The organism is Flavobacterium sp. PL02 (assembly GCF_035013205.1).
Lineage (GTDB): Bacteria > Bacteroidota > Bacteroidia > Flavobacteriales > Flavobacteriaceae > Flavobacterium.
On record NZ_JAYGJP010000001.1, the window covers coordinates 274,073 to 294,853 of the forward strand.

Annotated in this window: 22 protein-coding genes; 8 read left to right on the forward strand and 14 right to left on the reverse strand. The window is 32.9% G+C overall.

The window, feature by feature from the left end; all coding sequences use genetic code 11:
- Positions 1 to 70: 70 nt before the first annotated feature.
- From SHI72_RS01155 to SHI72_RS01170, 4 genes are all read right to left on the reverse strand, one after another.
- Positions 71 to 2,206 (reverse strand): polyribonucleotide nucleotidyltransferase, encoded by a 2,136-nt coding sequence (locus tag SHI72_RS01155; RefSeq protein ID WP_039111514.1) that lies wholly within the window; start codon positions 2,204 to 2,206, stop codon positions 71 to 73.
- Positions 2,207 to 2,360: 154 nt separating this feature from the next.
- A complete protein-coding gene (rpsO, locus tag SHI72_RS01160) occupies positions 2,361 to 2,627 on the reverse strand; it encodes a 30S ribosomal protein S15 (RefSeq protein ID WP_039111513.1) in 267 nt (88 codons plus the stop codon).
- An 88-nt stretch (positions 2,628 to 2,715) separates the two neighbouring features.
- Entirely contained in the window at positions 2,716 to 3,687 is a 972-nt protein-coding gene (locus SHI72_RS01165) for an energy transducer TonB (RefSeq protein WP_323488790.1), read from the reverse strand.
- Positions 3,688 to 3,731: 44 nt separating this feature from the next.
- A complete protein-coding gene (locus SHI72_RS01170) occupies positions 3,732 to 4,187 on the reverse strand; it encodes a GAF domain-containing protein (RefSeq protein ID WP_323488791.1) in 456 nt (151 codons plus the stop codon).
- Between the two features lie 71 nt (positions 4,188 to 4,258).
- Between SHI72_RS01170 and xrtF the strand changes: the two genes are divergently transcribed.
- The 8 genes from xrtF (at position 4,259) to SHI72_RS01210 (ending at position 11,322) form a co-directional block, all read left to right on the forward strand.
- On the forward strand, positions 4,259 to 4,795 hold the full coding sequence (gene xrtF / locus SHI72_RS01175) for an exosortase family protein XrtF (RefSeq protein ID WP_323488792.1): 537 nt from the start codon (positions 4,259 to 4,261) through the stop codon (positions 4,793 to 4,795).
- On the forward strand, positions 4,785 to 5,228 hold the full coding sequence (locus tag SHI72_RS01180; protein WP_323488793.1) for an exosortase F system-associated membrane protein: 444 nt from the start codon (positions 4,785 to 4,787) through the stop codon (positions 5,226 to 5,228). The genes xrtF and SHI72_RS01180 overlap by 11 nt, the downstream gene beginning before the upstream one ends.
- A gap of 61 nt (positions 5,229 to 5,289) precedes the next feature.
- Positions 5,290 to 6,120, forward strand: a complete 831-nt coding sequence (locus SHI72_RS01185) for an ATP cone domain-containing protein (protein ID WP_323488794.1) — start codon at positions 5,290 to 5,292, stop codon at positions 6,118 to 6,120.
- 43 nt (positions 6,121 to 6,163) lie between these two features.
- A complete protein-coding gene (locus SHI72_RS01190) occupies positions 6,164 to 7,519 on the forward strand; it encodes an MBL fold metallo-hydrolase (protein WP_323488795.1) in 1,356 nt (451 codons plus the stop codon).
- A 72-nt stretch (positions 7,520 to 7,591) separates the two neighbouring features.
- Positions 7,592 to 7,993 carry an HYC_CC_PP family protein gene (locus tag SHI72_RS01195; RefSeq protein ID WP_416348465.1) on the forward strand — a complete coding sequence of 134 codons (402 nt, stop codon included), beginning with the start codon at positions 7,592 to 7,594 and terminating at the stop codon, positions 7,991 to 7,993.
- A 73-nt stretch (positions 7,994 to 8,066) separates the two neighbouring features.
- Positions 8,067 to 10,073: a TonB-dependent receptor plug domain-containing protein gene (locus SHI72_RS01200; RefSeq protein ID WP_323488797.1), complete on the forward strand. Its 2,007-nt coding sequence runs from the start codon at positions 8,067 to 8,069 to the stop codon at positions 10,071 to 10,073.
- A 45-nt stretch (positions 10,074 to 10,118) separates the two neighbouring features.
- Entirely contained in the window at positions 10,119 to 10,508 is a 390-nt protein-coding gene (locus SHI72_RS01205; RefSeq protein WP_323488798.1) for a heavy-metal-associated domain-containing protein, read from the forward strand.
- 130 nt (positions 10,509 to 10,638) lie between these two features.
- Complete coding sequence (locus SHI72_RS01210) at positions 10,639 to 11,322, forward strand: DedA family protein (RefSeq protein WP_039111505.1); 684 nt, start codon at positions 10,639 to 10,641, stop codon at positions 11,320 to 11,322.
- Positions 11,323 to 11,517: 195 nt separating this feature from the next.
- Here SHI72_RS01210 and groL read toward each other — a convergent pair whose 3' ends face one another.
- From groL to SHI72_RS01260, 10 genes are all read right to left on the reverse strand, one after another.
- The gene (gene groL / locus SHI72_RS01215; protein ID WP_039111504.1) at positions 11,518 to 13,146 is read right to left on the reverse strand and encodes a chaperonin GroEL; all 1,629 of its coding nucleotides are present in this window, start codon (positions 13,144 to 13,146) and stop codon (positions 11,518 to 11,520) included.
- 66 nt (positions 13,147 to 13,212) lie between these two features.
- Positions 13,213 to 13,488 (reverse strand): co-chaperone GroES, encoded by a 276-nt coding sequence (locus SHI72_RS01220; protein WP_035623321.1) that lies wholly within the window; start codon positions 13,486 to 13,488, stop codon positions 13,213 to 13,215.
- A 142-nt stretch (positions 13,489 to 13,630) separates the two neighbouring features.
- Complete coding sequence (gene secG / locus SHI72_RS01225) at positions 13,631 to 13,972, reverse strand: preprotein translocase subunit SecG (protein WP_039111503.1); 342 nt, start codon at positions 13,970 to 13,972, stop codon at positions 13,631 to 13,633.
- A gap of 3 nt (positions 13,973 to 13,975) precedes the next feature.
- On the reverse strand, positions 13,976 to 14,986 hold the full coding sequence (locus SHI72_RS01230) for a tetratricopeptide repeat protein (RefSeq protein ID WP_323488799.1): 1,011 nt from the start codon (positions 14,984 to 14,986) through the stop codon (positions 13,976 to 13,978).
- 112 nt (positions 14,987 to 15,098) lie between these two features.
- Positions 15,099 to 15,602: an LptE family protein gene (locus SHI72_RS01235; RefSeq protein WP_086895117.1), complete on the reverse strand. Its 504-nt coding sequence runs from the start codon at positions 15,600 to 15,602 to the stop codon at positions 15,099 to 15,101.
- Between the two features lie 62 nt (positions 15,603 to 15,664).
- A complete protein-coding gene (locus tag SHI72_RS01240) occupies positions 15,665 to 16,921 on the reverse strand; it encodes a sigma-54 interaction domain-containing protein (RefSeq protein WP_039111500.1) in 1,257 nt (418 codons plus the stop codon).
- A 25-nt stretch (positions 16,922 to 16,946) separates the two neighbouring features.
- Complete coding sequence (locus SHI72_RS01245; protein ID WP_323488800.1) at positions 16,947 to 17,558, reverse strand: hypothetical protein; 612 nt, start codon at positions 17,556 to 17,558, stop codon at positions 16,947 to 16,949.
- Between the two features lie 32 nt (positions 17,559 to 17,590).
- Positions 17,591 to 19,036, reverse strand: a complete 1,446-nt coding sequence (miaB, locus tag SHI72_RS01250; RefSeq protein WP_039118722.1) for a tRNA (N6-isopentenyl adenosine(37)-C2)-methylthiotransferase MiaB — start codon at positions 19,034 to 19,036, stop codon at positions 17,591 to 17,593.
- Between the two features lie 176 nt (positions 19,037 to 19,212).
- Positions 19,213 to 20,004 carry a hypothetical protein gene (locus SHI72_RS01255; protein ID WP_323488801.1) on the reverse strand — a complete coding sequence of 264 codons (792 nt, stop codon included), beginning with the start codon at positions 20,002 to 20,004 and terminating at the stop codon, positions 19,213 to 19,215.
- Positions 20,005 to 20,028: 24 nt separating this feature from the next.
- Positions 20,029 to 20,757: an MIP/aquaporin family protein gene (locus SHI72_RS01260; protein WP_323488802.1), complete on the reverse strand. Its 729-nt coding sequence runs from the start codon at positions 20,755 to 20,757 to the stop codon at positions 20,029 to 20,031.
- Positions 20,758 to 20,781 lie beyond the last annotated feature (24 nt).

Below are 20,781 nucleotides of genomic sequence, written 5' to 3' on the forward strand. Positions count from 1 at the left end.
CGAAAAACCCCAATTCAAGCAAATGAATTGGGGTTTTCTATGAATAAACCTTTAGTAAACTAAGATCTGATTACTCTTTTTTCTCCTCACGTGGAGGTCTTGGAAGAAGTGCTTTTCTTGACACTTTTTCTTTTCTTGTTTTAGGATCAAGTCCAAGGTATTTAACTTGAAAAACGTCTCCCATGTTAACTACATCAGTAACATTTTCAGTACGTTCCCAAGCTAGCTCAGATACGTGAAGTAAAACTTCGTTTCCTGGTGCAGCAGTATATTCTACTACAGCTCCAAAATCAAGCATTTTAATTACTTTAACTTCGTAAGCTTCGCCCATTTGAGGTTTGAAAGTAATAGATTGAATTTTAGCTAAAACAGCTTCAATTCCTGCAGGATCTGTACCTAAGATTTCGATAACACCTTGTTCATCAACTTCATTGATTACAATAGTTGTTCCAGTAGCTTTTTGTAATTCTTGAATTACTTTTCCTCCAGGTCCAATTAATGCTCCAATAAAGTTTCCAGGAATAGTTCTAGTGATGATTTTTGGAGAATGCGCTTTAACGTCTGCTCTTGGAGCAGCAATAGTTTCAGTTAGTTTTCCTAAAATGTGTAAACGTCCTTCACGTGCTTGCCCTAAAGCTTGCTCCATGATATCATAACGTAAACCATCAATTTTAATATCCATCTGGCAAGCTGTAATACCGTCAGCAGTTCCAGTTACTTTAAAGTCCATGTCTCCTAAGTGATCTTCATCACCTAAAATGTCAGACAATACAGCAAATTTATCACCGTCAGTAATTAATCCCATAGCAATTCCAGAAACTGGTTTTACCATTTGAACTCCAGCATCCATCAAAGCCATTGTTCCAGCACAAACTGTAGCCATAGAAGAAGAACCGTTAGATTCTAAAACCTCAGATACAATACGGATAGTGTAAGGACAATCAGCAGGGATCATGTTTTTTAAAGCTCTTTGAGCTAAGTTACCGTGACCAACTTCTCTTCTTGAAGTTCCTCTTAGAGGTTTAGCTTCACCAGTCGAGAAAGGAGGGAAGTTATAGTGTAAGTAGAATTTCTCTTCACCTTGTTCAGATGGGGAATCAATTTGGTTAGCTTCTCTAGAAGTTCCTAAAGTTACTGTAGCCAATGCTTGAGTTTCTCCACGTGTAAATAAAGAAGAACCGTGAACTCTTGGTAAATAATCAATTTCACACCAGATTGGTCTGATATCTGTTGTTTTTCTACCATCTAAACGAACACCTAATTCTAATACTACGTTACGAACAGCTTCTTTGTTTGTTTTGTAGAAATATTTAGAAACTAAATCTCCATCAGCAGCTAATTCTTCTTCTGTAAATAAAGCTTTTACTTCTTCTTTTACTTCAGCAAATGCAGCAGTTCTTTCGTGTTTAGCTGAACCAACTTTTGCAATAGCATAAATTTTATCGTATGCTGCAGCTTTTACTTTTTTGTAAATTTCTTCGTTTTCTTTCTCACCTTCGTAAGTACGAATTTCTTTTTTACCAAAAGCAGCTTGTAAACGTAATTGTGCCTGAATTTGAACTTTAATAGCTTCGTGAGCAAATTTAATTGCTTCTACCATTTCAGCTTCTGAAATTTCTTTCATTTCTCCTTCAACCATCGCAACTGAGTCCATAGAAGCTCCAATCATCATGTCGATGTCAGATTTTGCTAAGTCTTCTCTACTTGGGTTAATTACAAATTTTCCGTCAATACGTGCAACACGTACTTCAGAAATTAAGTTGTAAAAAGGAATGTCTGAAACTGCTAATGCTGCAGATGCAGCTAAACCAGCTAAAGCATCAGGCATAACAGTTTCGTCATGAGACATTAATTGAATCATAACTTGTGTTTCAGCATGGTAATCGTCTGGGAAAAGCGGACGTAAAACACGGTCAACTAATCTCATCGTTAATACCTCGCTATCGCTTGGACGAGCTTCTCTCTTAAAGAAACCTCCTGGGAAACGACCAGCTGCTGCAAATTTTTCGCGATAATCTACCGTTAATGGTAAAAAATCAACATTTGGGTTAGCGCTACGTGCAGATACTGCTGTTGCAAGTATCATCGTATCGCCCATTCTTACTACTACAGAACCATCAGCTTGTTTAGCTAAACGTCCTGTCTCGATTGTGATGCTTCTGCCATCACCTAAATCGATTTTTTCTACAAATAATTGTGGAATCATAAATTTTTCCTTATTGGTTATACAATGGGTTTTAGTTGTGTTGTAGTTGTTGTTGTGCGTAGTTAATGCCTAAAACCCAATGAAAAACCAAACTTTTTTTCTTTGTTTGTGTAAAAACAAAAAGAGGCACTCTCGCACCTCTTTTTTATATTGATTATTTTCTGATATTCAATACTTTGATAATCTCACGATATCTGTTGATTTCTTTTTTCTTCAAGTAATCTAACAAAGCTCTTCTTTTACCTACTAAAAGTACAAGTGAACGCTCAGTGTTATAATCGTGACGATTTTTTTTCAAGTGTTCAGTTAAGTGTGAAATTCTGTAAGTGAACAATGCGATTTGACCTTCAGCTTTTCCAGTGTTTGTAACATCACCGTGTTGTGCAAAAATCTCTTCCTTTTTTTCTTTAGTTAAATACATTCCAATATTATTTAATGATTTTTATGTATGTCATACAACTTTTGTAAGACGGGTGCAAAAATAGTACTTTTTTCTCTAAAAATAAATTTTATTGAGTATTTTTTCTAATTGTTATAGGTAATGTGTACAGAACTCTTATCGGAATTCCTCTTTTAGTCCCCGGATTCCAATTTTTAGAGTGTTTAATCACGCTAATTGCGTTTTCGTCTAATCCGTAACCAATTCCTTTTAGGATTCGAGGTTCAACTAATTTTCCTTCTTTGTCTACTATAAAGGATAAATATATTTTTCCTGAAACTTTATTTCTAGCTTCATAAGGGATGTACATTGCTTTTGCAACATAACTATAAAAAGAATTAATTCCTTTTTTAGGTGCTGGAGCTTGAAATATAATAGTGTATGGATGTTCAATGTTTAAAGAGTCAGTACTTACTCCCGAAATTAATTTACCATTTTCATAGTTCTCGACAAAAGTATATTTGCTTTTTTTACTTTTCCCTTTCCAGGTTCCATCAGGGAATCCATTTTTTACTTTTCCGCTTTCTTCATTTCCATTGTCGTCGATATCTTCATAATCGCCATTTCCTTCCGATACTTTTTGTTCTTTTTGAAGATTCCAATAGTTGTTAATTTTAAACTCAACAATTTTTTCTTTGTTTTCGAAATATTCGATTTCAGATTTTAAATTTCCGTTATCGTACCAATTGTATTCTTTTCCAGTTTTTTTTCCATCAGAATAGCTAACAGATGTTTCTCTGTTTCCATTTTCATAATAATAAACAGATTGTCCTTCTTTTCTTATTATGTCTCTATCAGATGAAGTACTAATCATCTTTATAGCTTTCGATTTATAGAAATCCTTAAAAATATAAGCTTTTTTATCCGAATAATATTCTTCAATAAGTCTTACATATTTGTGGTTTCCTTCAGAGGTTTCTGCCCACATAGAGTCTAAGTAAACTAATTTGCTTACTGGTGTTGGAGCTTGAGCTAATAGTTTTGTAGTTACTAATAAGAATAGTGCAATCGTAAAATAATAATAGGAAAGACCAGATTTCATTTGTATTTGGTTTTTAAGAATAAAAAACAAATATAATAGTATTTTTAATACAATTTAGCAACTTCTTGATTAACAAATTCCAAAAATTTCTCATCAGCTTCGGTAAACGGATCTAGAACGTGACTGTCAATATCTATTTGTCCAATATTTTGCCCGTTTACGAATAATGGTATCACGATTTCAGATTTTACGGTAAAACTACACGCAATATAATTGTCCTGAGCGGCAACATCTGGAACTACAAAATTAGCATTGCTTTCAGCAACTTGTCCACAAATTCCTTTTCCAAATGGAATTACAGTATGATCAGTTTCAGCTCCTACATATGGTCCTAAATGCAATGTTTTATTTTCGTGGTTGGCAAAATAAAATCCAACCCAGTTATAATAGTCAACATTGTCGCTTAATAATTGACAAATGTTTAATAGTTTTTCGTCTCTAGACTGATTTGTATCTGCTACAATTGCAGTTATTTTTGGTTGTAATTCCTGAAAAGTCATCTTATTTAGTTTTTATACAAAAGTATTTAAAGCCAAATTCAAAAAATACATAAATTTGTTAAAAATTTCTCTTGAAAAAATATTTAATCCAGTACAAGTCTTTTCTTCTTTTTATAGGTACATTTTTTGGGACTTATATTCTATTGACATTAGTTTATCAATTCTATTTGGGTAGTTTTGAGAATGATAAAATAGATGGAATAACAAAATTAGTAGGCAATCATACCGAGTGGTTGTTGCAATTATTTAATAATGATGCTAGGGTTGATGAAATTTCCTCAGAGCCATATTTACAGATATTCTACAATCAGGAAGTAGTTGCTGTAATTGTAGAAGGCTGTAATGCGATTAGCGTGATTATTTTGTTTGTCGCTTTTATAGTCGCTTTTTCAGGTAAATTAAAGCCGACATTGTTTTATATTTTAGGAGGAAGTCTTTTTATTTATATTCTTAATATTTGCCGAATCGCTTCATTAGCAGGATTGTTATATTATTTCCCAGAGAAAACACATCTTTTGCATGGTGTGCTTTTTCCATTGGTTATTTATGGAGTAGTTTTTATTTTGTGGATTATTTGGGTAAGTAAATTTTCGAAATATGCTAAATAATATTCTTCAAAATAAATCAAGAATTTTTCTCTTAATTGTGTTTGTGTTTCTTCTGGTAGGCATAAGAGCATACGAAAATCAATTATTTTATGATCCTTTTCTCGTTTATTTTGAGAGAGATTATAAAGAACTTCCTCTGCCTGAATTCAATTCGATTCAATTGTTCTTGGGATTGTTATTTAGATATTTCTTAAATACGATTATATCATTAGGAATAATTTATGTCATTTTTAGAGAAACAGAACTGGTTAAGTTTGCTTTGGTTTTATATGTTCTGTTTTTTCTTATCCTCATTATTGCTTTCTATTGTATTGTTTATTTTTATGGCAACCATAATAATTTGATTCTTTTTTATGTACGTCGTTTTTTAATTCAACCTATTCTTATACTGTTGTTTATTCCTGGATTTTATTATCAAAAAATAAATAAATAGCCCTTTTTTTGTACCTTTATTAGTCGATTTGTATTTGTTTAATTTTCAAATCAAAAAATAAATGAGAGTTGTAAAAAAATCAGGAGATACTGTTGTTTTTGATAGAAAGAAATTAGAGAAATCTCTTTTGAATTCTGGTGCAAATCAATCAGTTGTTCAGGATGTTTTACAAATGATAGAGAAAGAAATGTACGAGGGGATTTCGACCAAGAGAATCTATAAGATGGCTTTTAAATTGTTAAGAAAAATATCCCATTCGCATGCGGCACGTTATAACCTAAAAGAAGCCATTCAGTTATTAGGACCTGCTGGTTTTTACTTCGAAAAATATATTGCCAGACTTTTTTCTAAAGAAAATTATGAAACAAAGACTAATTTGACTTTGCAAGGTAAATGTGTTACTCATGAAATAGATGTCCTGATAAAAAAGAATGATGTCATTGCAATGGTAGAATGTAAGTTTCATATGGGAAAAGAAGCATCTACAGATGTAAAAGTGCCAATGTATATTCTATCCCGATTTAATGATATTAAAGAAAGGAAACATCCTGTTTTTACAGACAAAGATGTTATCTCTGAGTGTTGGATAGTTACCAATAATCGATTTACATTGGATGCGATGACTTTTGGAGCGTGTTCAGGATTAAATTTATTAAGTTGGGATTATCCTGCAAATAATAACTTGAGAACAAAGAATGAGAATAATAATCTATATCCTATAACTTGTTTAACCACACTTGCTTTGGCTGAAAAGGATAAATTATTGGCTTTGGATGTGATTTTGGTTAAAGAATTGTTGAATAACCGCAGTTGTTTAGAAGAAATTGGATTGAGTTCTCAAAGAATAAAAAGTGTTACAAAAGAAGCCTCAGAATTATGTAGGTATTCTTGAAAGTATTGCTTTTTGTTGTCGGTGTAATTTAAATTCAAATAAAATGAAAGTCAAATTCATTGGAGGTGCGGGAACAGTAACAGGTTCCAAAACGTTGATTGAGAGTAATGGGGTAAGAATTTTAATTGATTGTGGGCAGTTTCAGGGGATAAAACCTTTACGGGAACTCAACTGGGAACCTTTGCCTATTTTACCTTCAACTATAGATTTTGTGTTGCTTACACATGGACATTTAGATCATTGTGGTTGGTTGCCGAGATTGGTATATCAGGGATTTAAAGGGAAAATATATTGTTCTGGCCCTACAAAAGAAATAGCCAAGCTTATTCTTCTGGATAGTGCTAAGATTCAGGAAGAAGAAGCTAATAAAGCTAATGAAGAGCAATATTCTAAACATGAAATAGCAGAACCACTTTATACTGTGGAACAAGCCAGGAAAGTCTTTCCGCTTTTTAGAGTGGTAACAGTAAATGAACCATCTCTTTTAGAAGCAGATATTTCGGCAGTTTTTTTTACTGCGGGACATATTATGGGAGCTTGTAGCATTGCATTAACGGTTGAGAAAAAAACACTAGTTTTTTCGGGAGATATTGGTCGTGATAATGATGTACTGTTATATCCTCCAGAAAAACCTAAAATTGCTGATTATATATTTTTAGAAAGTACTTACGGAAACCGATTGCATCCAGATACCGATGCTAAAGATGAACTGGAAAAATACATCAATGCTACATTTCAGAAAAAGGGAACAGTTATCATTCCTAGTTTTGCCGTAGAGCGAGCACAAAGTGTAATGTATTTGTTGTGGCAGCTTAAGAAAGAAGGTAGGATCCCGAATATTCCTTATATTATTGATACACCAATGGGAATTAGTGCCTTAGAAATCTTTATGAATAATAGAGAATGGCATAAATTAACGATGGAAGAATGTACAGGTATGGCCAAAATGTTTTCTCTAGTTTCAGATTATCAGGAAACGATGGATGTTATTTATAATAAAAGTACAAAGGTTATTATTGCTGCAAGCGGAATGGCAACAGGAGGAAGGGTTTTAAATTATTTTGAACATTATATCGGATTGCGTGAAACAACGGTAATTATTGTTGGTTATCAAGCCGAAGGAACTCGTGGTAGAAAGTTATTAGAAGGTGATAATGAAATTAAAATTAGAGGTAAATATTTCCCAGTTAAAGCTAAGATTTTAGAAATAGCGGGACTTTCTGCTCATGGTGATCAGGATGATTTACTTCTTTGGCTTTCGGCATTAGAAAATAAGCCTAAAAAAGTTTTTCTGGTTCATGGAGAAAATGTTCCTGCAGATGCGCTTCGTATAAAAATTAAAGAGAAATATGGTTTTAATTGTTCTATTCCTTTAATGGGGCAGGAGTTTGACTTGTAAAAGGTACTTTTTGAAATTTTTAACAAGAATTTGATTTTAAGAATTGATTATAATGCTAATTTTGCAGACGATATGAATATAAAAAAATGCACTAGTTTATTTTTAGCATTTCTACTATTGGTTTGCAATGTAGGGCTAGCTTTTGATGTGCATTATTGTGGTGACAAATTAGCTTCAATTTCATTAAACAAAACTGTAGAAGCTCCACCAACAAAAACATGTTGTGGAATTACTTCCGAAAAAAAATCATCTTGCTGCAAAGATAAAGTAGTTCATTTTGAGAAAAAGTCAGATACAGCTACGATTAAAACATTCTTGTTTCAGTTTGATTTCCCTTTTATACTACAAGAATTTAAAACCGTTGCGTTTTTCTCTATTCCGAGTTTTAAAAACAAGCAGATAATTGCATATTATAGCGATGCTCATGCACCTCCGCTATTTAAACTCTATCACCAATATATATTTTACGCCTGATTTTAATGTTTTTTAAAGTCAAATCATTCAGTATGGTTTGAATCTACTTTTTTTAAACATTAAAATTATTCTCATGAAAAAAAATATAGCACTTTTTGCTATGCTTTTGTTTTGTATTCCTGTTTTTGCACAAGAAAAATTGGAAGAAGTTAAGATTACTAAAAAGCAAAAAGGAATTAAAAAATCATATACACTTACAGGAAATACTTCGCTTATAACAAGTAAAGAATTGCTTAAAGCAGCTTGTTGTAATCTTGCCGAAAGTTTTGAAACTAATCCATCTATTGATGTTAACTTTTCGGATGCCTTAACGGGAACGAAGCAAATTAAAATGTTGGGGCTTACGAGTCCATATTTAATGATTACTGAAGAGAATGTTCCGTCAGTTCGTGGAGCTTCTCAAGCCTATGGAATGTCATTTACACCAGGAACTTGGGTTGAAAGTATTCAGATAACCAAAGGAGCTGGAAGTGTTGTAAATGGTTACGAAAGTATTTCAGGACAAATAAACACAGAGTTGTTAAAGCCGATGAATGATATCCCGTTCTTCCTGAATGCTTATGGCTCTACCGATTCACGATTTGAATTAAATACGCATTTTACTAAGCAACTTTCGGATAAATGGGCAACAAGTTTGTTGGTTCATGGTAATGCGCGTGTTGCAAAAACCGATATGAATGATGATGGATTTATGGATAATCCATTAGCGAAGCAAATCAATATTCTAAATCGTTATCAATATACTAATGCCGAGAAAGGTTGGGTTGGTTTTGTTAATCTTAGGTATATGAATGACAAAAAGCAAACGGGCGAACTTGACTTTGATAAAGATCGGGATAAAGGCACAACCAATTATTGGGGATCTGAAATAAATACAGAGCGAATTGATGTTTCGACCAAAATAGGTTATGTTTTTCCAGATATGCCTTTTCAGAGTATTGGTTTTCAGAATGCATTTAATAGTCATAATCAGAAATCTTACTATGGTTTAAATGATTATAATATCAAGCAGAATAGTTATTATTCTAATTTGATTTTTAATTCGATTATCGATAATACCAAGAACAAATTTGCAGCAGGATTAAATTTTACATACGATCAATATCAGGAGTTTGTGAATGTAACTGATTATAGCCGAATCGATAATTCTGTTGGAGCTTTCTTTGAATATACGTATGACAACACGGATAACTTTAGTATTATTTTAGGCGGAAGAATAGATAATCATAATCGTTTAGGAACTTTTGTAACACCACGTTTGCATGTAAGGTACAACCCTTGGGAGAAAGCAGTTTTGAGATTCTCAGCAGGAAGAGGAAAACGTTCGGCTAATATTTTTGCCGAGAATCAGCAACTCTTTGCTAGTTCAAGAGTATTCTCGATTCTTGATAATAGCGGTAAAATTTACGGAATGAATCCTGAGATCGCTTGGAATTATGGGTTGAGCTTTTCGCAAAGATTTTCTCTTTTTGATAGACATGCCGAAGTTGTTTTTGATTTATACAGAACCGATTTTCAAAATCAGGTTGTTGTAGATGTAATGCAAAGTCCACAGGAAGTTTTATTCTATAATTTAAACGGAAAATCATATGCTAATAGTTTGCAAGTTGAGTTTAATTATGAATTATTAAAGAATTTTAATTTCCGTTCGGCTTATAAATATTATGATATTCGAACAGATTATTTATCTGGAAATTACGCAAGACCGTTACAGGCAAAACATCGTTTTTTTGGTAATCTGGAATATGAAACAAATCTTGTTGACGGAAAGCAATGGAAAATGGACTATACTTTTAATTGGATTGGACAACAGCAATTGCCAAACACAGCTTCAAATCCAGAAAAGGATAGATTGCCTGAGTTTTCACCTTCATACTCTTTGATGAATGCACAAGTAACAAGAGTTTTTTCGGATACTTTTGAAGTGTATGTAGGAGGTGAGAATATTGGAAATTACCGACAAGACAAGGCTATCTTAGGAAGTGATAATCCGTTTGGGCCAGATTTTGATGCGTCGATTGTCTATGCTCCGGTTTTTGGACAAATGTATTATGCAGGATTACGATTTAAAATAAAATAAAAACAACTTAAATATAATTTAATAAACCCTTAAAAATAAAACAAAATGAAATTGAAGATTTACGAACTCCCAAAAAATAATAGAAAAATGATGAGTAATAATGTAATAATAGTTTTACTGGTGACTCTTTTCTCATTTGCTGCTCAGGCACAAGAGAAAAAGAATAAGAATGCAAAATACGAGACAGAAGTAAGTGGTAATTGCGAGGATTGTAAAAAGCGAATAGAAAAAGCAGCTTTTAGTGTTTCGGGAGTGAAATCGGCAACATGGGATATTAGTACCCATAAATTAAATTTAATCTTGAATGAAGAGAAAACTTCACTTGTAGATGTAAAAAATGCTATTGCCAAAGTAGGTCATGATACTGATGCTGCGAAGACTACGCAAGATGTTTATGATGGACTTCCGACGTGTTGCCAATATGAAAGAAAATAATATTAGAGAAGAAGTGTGAATTTGACTTTTTATAGCGTTAATAAAACTTTAAAATATGCCAATTTATTGTGGCTAAACTAATTTATTATTACTTTCACCAACTTATAAATTTAACGAATAAATCGCTTATATGAATAATTTTGATTGGACTCAATTAATCAATCCTGAGTTTTATATTACCCTTACCATTGGTGGATTTCAAATTGGTTTATACATTGTTATATTTATAGTTTTTGCCGAAACAGGACTTTTTGCAGGTTTCTTTTTACCAGGTGATAGCTTACTTTTTTTAGCAGGAATTTATAGCCGTGATTTAATCCAGAATATGGTTTATATTGAAAGCGACTTTATAAATGTTTTTTTGCTCTCTTTAATGGTGGCTATTTCTGGAATTTTTGGTAATATGACTGGATATTGGTTTGGAGCCAAAAGCGGTTATTATTTATTTAAAAAAGAAGATACATTTTGGTTTAAGAAAAAATACTTGTTACAATCAAAAGATTTCTTTGAAAAATACGGAGGTAAAGCTATAATCTATGCTCGTTTTTTACCAATTTTTAGAACATTTGCGCCTATAGTTGCAGGAATTGTATCTATGGACAAAAAGAAATTTATGTTCTACAATATTTTAAGTTCATTTTTATGGGCTTTCATTCTGATATTTTCAGGACACTATCTTTACGGTGTGTTTTTGAAACAAGGAGTTGACTTAAAGCAGCATATTGAATACATCATTATAATTATTGTTATCATAACGACTTTTCCAGTTTTAATGAAACTACTAAAGAAAAGACCAGCAGATAAAATACAATAGATATTAAAACTAAGAAATCCGAAGCTTAAACTTCGGATTTTTTTATTTATGATTGTTATCATAACAACTTTTTAGCTTTAATAAATTGCTAAAGAAGCGATAGTAGAAAAAATACGATAGGTGTTATAACAAAAAAACCGAAGCTATAAACTTCGGATTTTTTATTTCGGGACTTTTTGTAAGTCAGGAAGGATATTACATCATTCCTGGCATACCTCCACCCATTGGGTTTCCGCCTCCATTATCTTCTTTAATATCGATCAAAGCACATTCAGTAGTTAAGATCATACCTGCTACAGAAGCAGCATTTTCTAAAGCTACACGAGTTACTTTTTTAGGATCGATAATCCCTGCTTTAAGCATATCTACATACTCGTCAGTTTTAGCATTGTATCCAAAATCACCAGAACCTTCGGCAACTTTAGCAACAACTACAGAACCTTCAAGACCTGCATTTTCAACGATAGTTCTTAACGGAGCTTCTACAGCACGAGATACGATTTGAATACCTGTAGCTTCATCAGCATTGTCAGCTTTAATTTCGCTTAAAGCGTTTTTAGCTCTTAACAAAGCAACTCCACCACCAGCAACAATTCCTTCTTCAACAGCAGCACGAGTAGCATGTAATGCATCATCAACTCTGTCTTTTTTCTCTTTCATTTCTACTTCAGATGCAGCACCAACATAAAGTACAGCAACACCACCAGCTAATTTAGCTAAACGTTCCTGTAATTTTTCTTTGTCATAATCAGAAGTTGTAGCTTCCATTTGACCTTTAATTTGGTTTACACGATTTTTGATCATGTCAGCTTCACCAGCACCACTTACAATTGTAGTGTTATCTTTATCGATAGTTACTTTTTTAGAAGTACCTAACATTTCGATTGTAGTGTTTTCTAAAGTATAACCTCTTTCTTCAGAGATTACAGTTCCGCCAGTTAAGATAGCGATATCTTCTAGCATTGCTTTTCTTCTGTCTCCAAAACCAGGTGCTTTTACAGCAGCAATTTTAAGGGCTCCACGTAATTTGTTAACTACAAGAGTTGATAAAGCTTCTCCGTCAACATCTTCAGCAATAATTAATAATGGTTTTCCTGATTGAGCTACTGGCTCTAAAACTGGTAAAAGTTCTTTTAAAGAAGAAACTTTTTTGTCGTACAAAAGGATATATGGATTCTCTAATTCTACTTCCATTTTTTCAGGATTTGTAACGAAATATGGAGAAAGGTATCCTCTGTCAAATTGCATTCCTTCTACAACATCTACGAAAGTATCTGTTCCTTTTGCTTCTTCAACAGTAATAACGCCTTCTTTTCCAACTTTTGCGAAAGCAGTAGCGATTAACTCACCAATTACTTCGTCGTTATTTGCAGAAATAGATGCAATTTGTTTTATTTTTTCTGAATCACTTCCAACTACTTTAGCTTGTTTAGCTAAGTCGGCAACGATAGCTTCAACAGCTTTGTCGATACCACGTTTTAAATCCATTGGGTTAGCTCCGGCAGCTACGTTTTTCAAACCTTCTTTTACGATTGCTTGAGCTAAAACTGTAGCAGTTGTAGTACCATCTCCAGCTAAATCATTAGTTTTTGACGCTACTTCTTTAACCATCTGAGCTCCCATATTTTCTAATGGGTCTTTTAATTCAATTTCTTTAGCAACTGTAACACCATCTTTAGTTACGTTTGGTCCACCAAAAGATTTTCCGATGATTACGTTACGACCTTTTGGTCCTAAAGTTACTTTTACTGCATTTGCCAATGCATCAACACCACGTTTTAATCCGTCACGTGCTTCAATATCAAATTTTATATCTTTTGCCATTTTAATGTTTTTTGTTTAAAGTTTTATTTGTTTCAAGTTTCCTTAATAGTTAGGACTTAAAGCTTTTTAGATTATCGCTAAGATATCATCTTCACGCATAATCAAATAATCAATTCCTTCATGTTTTAATTCGGTTCCTGCATATTTACCATAAAGAACAGTATCTCCAATTTTTACAGTCATAGTATGGTCTTTAGTACCATTACCTACGGCTACAACAGTTCCTTTTTGTGGTTTTTCTTTGGCAGTATCTGGAATAAAAATCCCTGACGCAGTTTTAGTTTCAGCAGCAACTGGCTCAATAAGTACGCGATCTGAAAGCGGTTTAATGTTTAAAGTCATGATTTTATAATTATGTTATGTTTATAATTTTGTTTGCTTATAAACTTTCAGAAACTATGCCACCTTAAAAAAACTGACATTATTTCTTATAAAAAATGCCAGCTTTGACAGGCTGGCATTTCTATATTTTATAAAGAATGTATTATTTTGCTGGGTTTGTCGCAGCAGGTGCTTCTTGTGCTGGAGCTGCAGGCGTAGTGACTGGAGCAGTAGTTGTAGATTTCTCGATAATTTTAGATTCTACATCGCTTAATGAACCAGTAAAACTTAAACTAGAAAGTAAGATTAATGCAATTAAAATTGTAGCCAAAGTCCAAGTACTTTTGTCTAAAAAGTCAGTTGTTTTTTGAACTCCACCTAACATTTGAGATCCACTTATTGTTGAAGATAATCCACCACCTTTAGGGTTTTGAACCATGATTACTACGATCAATAGAAAACATACTATTGTGATTAAAACTAAAAAAATTGAAAATGTGCTCATTGTTTAATTATTATTGTTATTTTGTTGTAATGTCTTAATATCCGAAATACGGTCTGCAAAGAAACTAATTTTTTCTGGATATTTCAAAATTAATATTTCATATGCTTGTATTGCTTTTGTATATTTCTTTTGTTCTAAATATACTCTGGCTAAAGTCTCTGTCATTAAATAGGTATTATCGTCCTTGTTAATGTCTATCTGTATGTTTGCTGCAACTGTTGTGGTTTGTTTTACAGGAGATATTTTTGGGCTTGTTTCAATAAATTTATCTATTAACTCAGCTTTTTTCTTTTTCTCTTCGTCAATTTCGATTATAGAAGAATCAATTTCAACTGGTTTTTCTTGTTTCTCTTCTTCCTTTTCTTCTTTTTCTTTCTTTTCCTCGTTTTTTACTTCAATTTTTTCCTCTTTCTTTTCCTCTTTTCGCTCAATAGGCTCAGTTCTGGAAAGTTGAAGCCACTCTTGAAAAGAATGTTTTTCGCTTTTTGAAAAATCTAAAGGTTTTCCTATTTCCAGATTCTCTTCAGCCGTTTCTATAGCTTCAGTACTTTCTATAGTTTCTTCAGGAGTATTTACATTCTCCTCAATATTGGGTATAGATGCTTCCTTTATAGAAGTAAGAATAGAGCGCTCAATAGGATCTATTAATTTAGGTTCTACCTTTTCTATAAAATCTTCCAGAGCAACGACTTCAGGTAAAATATGTTCGCTATCAACAACATCTATGTCCAAAAGAGCTGAAGCTTTTTTGTCATAATACTCTTTTTGAATGATTGAAAAAGTTTCGGATGTTATAAAATCAAATAAAATAGCTCTATCTGTTGTATGTGCAGCGGTAACTTTTAAGGCGTAATTATACTTAAAGCTGTTTTGACTGTAAAGCCCTTTTAATCGTAATGCTCTTGCACTCTGAAAATATGGGAATTCATTCAATACATTGCCTAATGCTTCCGTTTGCTTTTCTGTAATAGCATCGGGTCTGTTTATTAGGTATGTATAATCGTTAACATTCATTATTTTTTTGTTTAACTGTTTATTCGTTAAATTGTTTATTTGTATACTCGTTTTTTTTTTTTTTTTTTTTTGAATCGAATTAACGATTAACCGATTAAACGAATCAACCTTTTTACCATTTTGCCAACGACTCATTAAATATATCTTGGGTAATACGGTCGAAAATTTCTTTAAGAGCCGTATCTAATACAGATCCTACAAGTTGATCTTGTGCAGGGTAATCATAATAGAATTCAAAAGATTTTTCGAAATCGTCAGTTTCTTTCTTTTTATTAGTGAATCGTACGTTTACACGAATTTTTAATCTGTTTTGAGATGCTTGCTGATCTGCTGTTGCAGTCATTGGGCTAATTCTGTAATCGGTAATTTCTCCTTCATATACTAAATCACCACCTGTACTTACTAAATTCAGGTTAGTTTGATTTTGGATAAGATCCTGTAATTGTAAAGTGAAAGTACGATCCAGTCCTGGCTGAATTAAATCAGCATTATTCTGGAAGTAATTAACTTGAAATGTTTTTGCATCAATTTTTCCTGTTCCTGTAAAGTTGTAAACAGAACAACTACTAAAGGTGAAAAGAATTGCAATTATAATTAGGTACTGTATGTTTTTCATTTTATTTTTTAAAAGAACCAAAGGTATTTATTTTAGTCATCAATTTTGCTTAATTTGATTTTTTACAAATCAAATTGTTTTATTTTTCGATATAAAGTTCGTTCAGAAATTCCTAATTCATCTGCAGCCGCTTTTCGTTTTCCTTTATTTTTTTCTAATGATTTTTTAATCATTTCGATTTCTTTTTGCTCCAATCGTAAAACCTCTTCTTCTTCGATTGTTTCTGCAAATAAATAATTGTCATCGTTTGACTGGTATTGTTCCTCACGATTAGGAGTCGTCATAACAGCTGTTCTTGGTTCTTCTTCAAAATCAATTTCGCTATCATTTTCTTGGGAACCATATATTTTTTTGATCAAATTTTTATTGGTTTCCTGCACATTTGCGCTACCATTTTGCATTAATTCCAGAGTAAGCTTCTTTAAATCATGTAAATCACTTTTCATGTCAAAAAGAACTTTGTATAAAATTTCTCTCTCCGTATTAAAGTCGCTATCATTCTTCTTATCATTAATTACAGAAGGTAAATTTGGACCTTCGGCTGGTAAGTAAGATTGTAGTGTTGCGAGAGTAATATCGCGATTTGTTTCCAGAACCGAAATTTGTTCGGCTACATTTCGTAACTGACGAATGTTACCGTTCCATCTAAATTTTTGCAATAGTTGTACTGCGTCATCATCTAGTTTTAATGGAGGCATTTTGTATTTATGAGCAAAATCAGATACGAATTTTCTAAATAATAAATGAATATCTTCTTTTCGCTCACGCAATGGGGGTAAAGTAATTTCAACAGTGCTTAAACGATAGTATAGATCTTCACGAAATTTACCTTTTTCGATTGCATTAAATAAATTAACGTTGGTTGCTGCAACAATCCTCACATTTGTTTTCTGTACTTGTGATGAACCTACTTTTATAAATTCGCCATTTTCTAGTACACGAAGTAGTCTTACCTGTGTAGTAAGTGGTAATTCTCCAACTTCATCCAGAAAAATAGTTCCTCCATCAGCAACTTCAAAATAACCTTCACGTGTACTTGTAGCACCAGTAAAAGCTCCTTTTTCGTGACCAAATAATTCACTATCTATAGTTCCTTCTGGAATTGCACCGCAGTTTACAGCTATGTATTTTCCGTGTTTTCTATGTGAAAGCGAGTGTATGATTTTTGGGATACTTTCTTTACCAACACCACTTTCTCCAGTTACCATTACCGAAATATCGGTTGGCGCAACCTGAATTGCTTTTTCGATGGCGCGATTAAGCTTAGGATCATTTCCAATAATTTCAAAACGTTGTTTTATAGCTTGAACTGTCTCCATTTGTATGTTTTCTTTTTGTCACGAATTAATTTGATACTATTGTTGCTTTATTCGCGCTGTATTTACTTTCTTTTGTAACGATACCTTTAAGGTTTGTGTTAGCGATTAATAAAGAATTTTTAAGAATTATTTTAGAACCTTTTCGTTTCTTAAAATTTAATTCTTCAGTGCCTAAATATTCTTTTGTTAAAATAATACTATCTTTTTTTATTTCTCCTTCGGTAATAATTTCTTTATCTATCAATGTTACATTTCTGTTACTTCCAAATTTAGTAGGTAAAAACATGAAAAGAAAATTGTAACTGCTTTTCGGTTTAATTTTTACCAATTTGTCAATATCCTGTTGTATTTTAATGTTGTTACCGCTTACTAAATATCTTCCAAGTGGTGTTGTTGATAATTTTAGTTTGTCAATAGAATCATAATGTTCTTTTGTTATTTTCGAAAAATAGACAACACTATCGATTGAGCTAAAAAAATAGATGTCTGTTGAATTGTCGTCAAATTTCTCTGTATATATGCCATCTAGTTTAAAATAGAACTGATTTGATACCTCTTTAACTTCTGTCTTATTTTTAATAGAAGAACAAGAAATTAAAGATATAAGAACTATAAAAGTTATTGTTTTAAGTATCATTTTAATCCTAATTAATCTGTGGCAAAAAAAAACTAATTCATGTTACTCAATCCAACAGCTTGACCTTTTAAAGTTCCACTAGTACAACTTGTAATTTTTACATTTACAAAATCTCCTATCTTATAATCTTCTTTAGGGAAAACCACTGTAATACTTTGTGAATTTCTTCCGGAGAATTCTTCAGTCGATTTTTTTGAAACTTTCTCAACCAGAACTTCTACAGTTTGTCCGATAAACTCTTCAGAGCGTAACCAAGCATGTTTTTGTTGTAAATCGACAATTTCTTGTAATCTTCTTGCTTTGGTTTCGTCGGTAACATCATCTTCCATTTTTCTTCCAGCCAAAGTTCCAGGACGTTCCGAATAGGAATACATATAACCAAAGTTATATTTTACGTATTCCATTAAGCTCATAGTGTCTTGGTGGTCTTGCTCGGTTTCTGTTGGGAAACCTGCAATCATATCTTGTGAGATAGAACTGTTCGGGATTATGGTTTTGATTTTATCAATCAAAGTCATGTATTCCTCACGTGTATGTAAACGGTTCATTTCTTTTAGGATTCTATTGCTTCCAGACTGAACCGGTAAATGTATGTGTTTACAAATATTAGGATATTTTGCAATAATGTGTAAAACACTTTCGTGCATATCTTGAGGATTCGAAGTTGAGAAACGAATACGCATTTTAGGAAAAGTAACGGCTACCATTTCTAGTAATTGGTCGAAGTTTACAGCAGTAGCTTTTTGCATATCTGTAGCATTATCGAAATCCTTTTTTAATCCGCCACCATACCATAAATAACTATCTACATTCTGACCTAAAAGTGTGATTTCTTTAAAGCCTTTGTCCCATAAATCCTGAATCTCATTCATAATACTTTGAGGTTCACGACTACGTTCACGTCCGCGGGTAAAAGGTACTACACAAAACGTACACATGTTATCGCAACCACGAGTAATAGAAACCAAAGCAGTAATTCCGTTGCTCATCAATCGTACTGGCGAGATATCACCATAGGTTTCATCTTTAGATAAAATTACGTTTATAGCATCACGACCTTCTTCAACTTCACTTAATAAATTAGGCAAATCTTTGTAGGCATCTGGACCAACAACAAGGTCAACGATTTTTTCTTCTTCTAGAAACTGACTTTTCAAACGTTCTGCCATACACCCCAAAACACCAACTTTCATTTTTGGGTTAATGCGTTTTACAGCATTGTATTTTTCTAAACGTTTACGTATAGTTTGCTCTGCTTTATCACGGATAGAACAGGTGTTTACCAAAACTAAATCGGCTTCTTCAAGCTTTTGAGTTGTGTTGAAACCATTTGCTGATAAAATTGAAGCAACGATTTCGCTATCCGAAAAATTCATCGCACAGCCGTAGCTTTCTATAAAGAGTTTTTTTGTATTCTCAGGTTTATGTTCTAAAACAAGACTTTCACCTTGTTTGCTTTCTTCAATAATCTTTTCCATAAGTCACTTTCAAAAGTGTATTTTAATAAGGTCGCAAAGGTACGATTATTTGTATGATTGTGACAAGATGTCAGATGAAGATTTAACATTGTTTTTTATTTTAAAATTTGAATAAAAAAAGCTCTCTTTTGAGGATAAAGAGAGCTTTGATTAACAAATTAAAATCTATGCAGAGATTAGAACAAATTGACGTCTAATTGTACTCTTGCAATTTTATTAGCAGGATTCCACATTGCAGTTGCTGATACAGGTAATTTATAGTTAAACACCGAAATATCTTTGGAGACTTTTATCCCCGTGTTTACAATGCCAAAAGCGCTTTCTTCCTGATTTGTGTACAAATATTTTTTCCCGTCGATTGCAAAAGCTCCTCCCATAAAAACATTTAGATTTACTTTTTGATTTCGGATAACTGGGTAGCTTAATTCTACGTAAGTTGAATGTCTACTTCTGTAATCATTATTATTGTCTAATTCTCTATCATTTAAGCCGCTGTAAAGTAAGACATCAGCTTCTATTCGTATGGGGAATGACTCGGGAAAACGATATGAAGTTCTTAAATCAATAAGGTGAGTAGTGGTTAGTTTATTGTAATTAAAAACTTCAGGGTTTTCAATTCCTGTAGTATTAAATAAATCCCATAATCCGATTGATAAGTTATTTTTTTGATATTGAATATAATAGTTTATCTCACGATACTTTCCGTCAAATCCAGCACCTCCCCAAATTCCAACTGTAAAATTTCGTCCTTCATTTAATGCATAATGGATGTTTCCAGTTGCAGTCATACCATCATTTATAACGAGTCCTCTCCATAAATGGCTAGTTTCTAAACCTACGTTAAAGTCTAAACGGGATGGTTTTGTGTCTTCTATTGGAGTAGAAATGCTATCTTGAACGGTTCTTTTTTGAGCGTATCCAGCTAGCCCTATAATCGAGATTATAGAGAAAAATAATATTTTTTTCATGATTTTTTGATTTATAAAGCCATACTAGAGCATTGCTATATATAAGAGTGCTGCTAAACATGCTCCTATAATTGGACCAAGAATTGGGATCCAGGCATAGCTCCAGTCGCTGCTTCCTTTAAGAAGAAGAGTGTGCATAATACGCGGGCCTAAGTCTCTTGCGGGATTAATAGCGTAACCTGTAGTGCCACCTAAAGACAATCCGATCGCCCATACCAAAATAGCAACGGGTAAAGCACCAATAGATCCAAGTCCAATTTTAGCGTCAGAAGCAGTGCTGATGCTAAGTTCGGGGCCTGCAATATAAAAGATTACGAAAATAAGAACGAAAGCCCCGATAATCTCACTAATCAAATTAGAAAAAGTATTTCTGATTGCTGGGATTGTGCTAAAACAAGCAAGTTTTCCACCTTCGTCCTCAGTAATGGCAAAATGATCTTTATGGAATAACCAGACTAAGAATGCTCCTAACATGGCTCCGATTATTTGAGCAATAATGTAATAAGATACTTTGCTCCAGGCAAATTTTCCAATAAGAGCTAGTCCGATTGTTACGGCAGGGTTTAAGTGCGCACCACTAATTGGCCCTGCAACTGTTACGCCTACAAAAACGGCAAATGCCCAACCGGTAGTAATTACAATCCATCCCGAGTTATTTCCTTTTGTTCCTTTAAGAACTACGTTTGCAACAACGCCATTACCAAGTAAGATAACTAGCATTGTTCCTATGATTTCAGCAGTAAATGGCGACATCTTTTAAGTTTTAATGATTCATAT